Raw genomic sequence first — 2,926 nt, forward strand, 5'->3', positions numbered from 1 at the left:
GTTCAACGGCACCCACTTCGACTCGATCCATGCGAACTGCGAGGGGTACAAGCTGGAGTGGCAGTTCGGGTGGACCGTCCAGTGACCGCCGGTCAGCGGAGCACGCCGGAACTAGTGGCGTGAGTAAGACCGAATCGCCGCACTCAAACGGGATGCGGCGTCTTCACCGGCGTACTTGAAGCCGAGTGACGGTTCGGTCAGCTCCAGCTCCAGCAGCAGCGGTTCCCCGTCAGGCCCGTCGACCACGTCCACGCGGGCGTAGAGGAAGTCCGTGCGCCGCAAAGAAAGCAGCTCGGCCGTCACGTCGAGCACCTGGTTCGCGAACTCGACCTGACGCGAGGACGGCTCGATGCCGCGCAGCTTCTCCTCGACGTACAGCCCGGACTCCGACTCGGCCAGGCCCTGCGCGAGCATCGGTCCTTTGTGGAACGAGTGGGAGTACTCGCCGGCGAAGAAAACGAGCGCGGTCTCGCCGTTGGTGTCCACACTGGACTGATAAGGCTGCACCAGCGCGCGAACACCGAGAGCGTCGAGGTGCGCACGGGCCTCGGCGTGGTCGGTGAACCTGCCGGCACCGCGCGAACCCGCGCCGATCGCCGGCTTCACCACGAACTCGCCGTCCGGCCACACCGGACTGTCCCCCGGCTCCACGACGGCGGTGGGCACGACGGCGACACCGCGCGCGGCGAGCTCGACCATGTAGGACTTGTCGGTGTTCCAGCGGACGACCGGCATCGGGTTCGCCAGCGCGGGAACGCCGTCGCACCACGCCAGAAACTCGTCAAGGCGCTCGGGGTAGTCCCAGGTGACTCGCAGCACCACGAGGTCGGCGTCGACCTCGCCGCCCCAGGGTTCCCACGCCACGTCGACGCCGTCCCGCTGGAGGGCCTCGACCAGCACGTCCTCGTCGCCGTCGCCCTTGGGCAGCGCGGCGCAGGACGCGAGCACCACCCTCATGACTGCATCTTGGCCATCTTGCGGCGGTGCGCGAACCCGATCTGGGTGGCGGCGGTGGTCTCGCGGTCCCATTCGGCCTGCTCGACGTTGTCGGCGGCTTCGACGGCCTTGGTGGCGGACTCGACGTCCTTGGTCATCACGTCGCCCATGGCGCCGTCAGCGCCGACCAGCACGATTCGCGCGCCGGCCCTGCCGATCGGTTCCACGACGGCCCTGACCGCCGTGCCCGGCTTGCCGTGGGCCTTCACGAACTCGGCGATGCGCTTCTGAGTGGTTTGATCAGACACCCCCACACTGTAAAACCAGCGGGTGGCTTCGGTCTGGTGACCACCGACACGGTCGGCTCGCTCGAAGCACCGAGCACCGTCCACACCCAAGTGCGCACCAGACCGGAGTCGAGCGCTGACCCTTGCCGAGCAGAACAAGCCGAACGCCCCCATGCTGGCGACGGTTTGTGGTTCCCATGTGCTGGGAACGGGAACATCGAGGTCGCGGCCAGGGTTGACCGGTGGAGTCGATCAAGGAGGACAGATGCCCAAGGCAGTGGTGGTGCGTTCGACCGGAGGCCCGGAGGTGCTGGAGCACTCCGACGTGCCGTCGCCGGTGCCCGGTGACGGCGAGCTGCTGGTGCGGGTCGGCGCGGCGGGCGTCAACTACATCGACACCTACCAGCGCAGCGGGCAGTACTCGGTGCCGTTGCCGACCGCTTTGGGGCTTGAGGGCGCCGGCGAGGTCGTCGTGTCGAACTCCCCCGACTTCGCCGTCGGTGACCGGGTCGCGTGGATGTCCGTGCTGGGCAGCTACGCCTCCGAGGTCGTGGTGCCGGCAACGTCCGCCGTGCGGGTTCCCGACGGGTTGGACGTCGAGCTGGCCGCGGCTGCTTTGTTGCAGGGCATCACCGCGCACTACCTGACGCACTCGACCCACGTGGTCAAGGAAGGCGACCGGGTGCTGGTGCACGCGGCCGCCGGTGGCGTCGGGTTGCTGTTGACGCAGTGGTCGAAGTCGAAGGGCGCGTTCGTCGTCGCGACCGTGTCGACCGACGAGAAGGAGGCGCTGGCTCGCGAAGCCGGGGCCGATCAGGTTCTGCGGTACGGGGACTTCGCGTCGCAGATCGACAAGGTCGACGTCGTGTACGACGGGGTCGGGCGCGACACGTTCGACCAGTCGCTGGCGTCGTTGAAGCCGCGCGGTCTGCTGGCGCTGTTCGGGGCGTCGTCCGGGGCGGTGCCGCCGGTGGACCCGCAGCGCTTGAACGCGGCGGGGTCGGTGTTCCTGACGCGGCCGTCGACAGGGGCGTACCTGCTGGACCGTGCCGAGTTCGAGTGGCGTGCGGCCGACCTGTTCGGGGCGATCCTGGACGGGACGCTGAACATCCGGATCGGCGGCCGGTACAAGCTGGAGGAGGCGGCGCAGGCGCACACCGACCTGCAGTCGCGCCGGACGACCGGAAAGCTGCTGCTTCTGCCGTGACTTCGGGGAACGCCCCCGGCACCAGGGCCGGGGGCGTCACGCCCGGACTCAGGCGGCGGGGGTCACCTTCACGCCGTCGATCACGAAGACGAGGGTCTCGTTCGCCTTGATGCCCTGGCCGCCCTGGCCGTAGCCCTTGGCGGGCGGCACGATCAGCAGACGCCGGCCCTTCTCCTTGAGCCCGACGATGCCCTCGTTCCAGCCGTCGATGACCCGCGCCTGCCCGACGTTCTCGACGTCGAACGGCGCCCCGCGCTCGAACGAGCTGTCCAGCACCTTCTTGTCGGAGAAGGTCGTGAGCTGGTAGTTGACCGTGGCCGTCGTGCCCGCCTTCACCTCGGCGCCCGTGCCCTGCAGCAGGTCCTTGACGATGAGCTCGTCGGTGGGCTTGCAGGCGGGGATCTCGACCTTGGGCGCCTTGCCGAAGTCGCCGGTGACCTTGAAGTCGTCGGCCTTGCAGGGAGTGGACGGCGCGCCGGCCGAGGGCTGGGCGGAG

4 protein-coding genes are annotated in these 2,926 nt (G+C 69.0%); 1 reads left to right on the forward strand and 3 read right to left on the reverse strand.

Translation table 11 applies throughout. The features are described 5' to 3' along the window. Positions 1-111: 111 nt before the first annotated feature. Both FXN61_RS48545 and FXN61_RS48550 read right to left on the reverse strand, forming a co-directional pair. Positions 112-957 carry an ATP-grasp domain-containing protein gene (locus FXN61_RS48545; RefSeq protein WP_167980510.1) on the reverse strand — a complete coding sequence of 282 codons (846 nt, stop codon included), beginning with the start codon at positions 955-957 and terminating at the stop codon, positions 112-114. Further along, positions 954-1,244 carry a hypothetical protein gene (locus FXN61_RS48550; protein WP_312878582.1) on the reverse strand — a complete coding sequence of 97 codons (291 nt, stop codon included), beginning with the start codon at positions 1,242-1,244 and terminating at the stop codon, positions 954-956. Before FXN61_RS48550 ends, FXN61_RS48545 begins: the two co-directional genes overlap by 4 nt. A gap of 244 nt (positions 1,245-1,488) precedes the next feature. Between FXN61_RS48550 and FXN61_RS48555 the strand changes: the two genes are divergently transcribed. After that, on the forward strand, positions 1,489-2,430 hold the full coding sequence (locus FXN61_RS48555; protein WP_167980512.1) for a quinone oxidoreductase family protein: 942 nt from the start codon (positions 1,489-1,491) through the stop codon (positions 2,428-2,430). Positions 2,431-2,478: 48 nt separating this feature from the next. Here FXN61_RS48555 and FXN61_RS48560 read toward each other — a convergent pair. Next, positions 2,479-2,926: FKBP-type peptidyl-prolyl cis-trans isomerase (locus tag FXN61_RS48560; protein WP_167980513.1), on the reverse strand; the 448-nt coding region annotated here is incomplete at its 5' end.

This window comes from Lentzea indica, from assembly GCF_012184385.1.
In the GTDB taxonomy this organism is placed as follows: Bacteria; Actinomycetota; Actinomycetes; order Mycobacteriales; family Pseudonocardiaceae; genus Lentzea; species Lentzea indica.

What these genes read in the sequence shown, in the direction of transcription:
- FXN61_RS48545 (WP_167980510.1), bottom strand. Translation starts at nt 957, where the DNA reads ATGAGGGTGGTGCTCGCGTCCTGCGCCGCGCTGCCCAAGGGCGACGGC.
- FXN61_RS48555 (WP_167980512.1), top strand. Translation starts at nt 1,489, where the DNA reads ATGCCCAAGGCAGTGGTGGTGCGTTCGACCGGAGGCCCGGAGGTGCTG.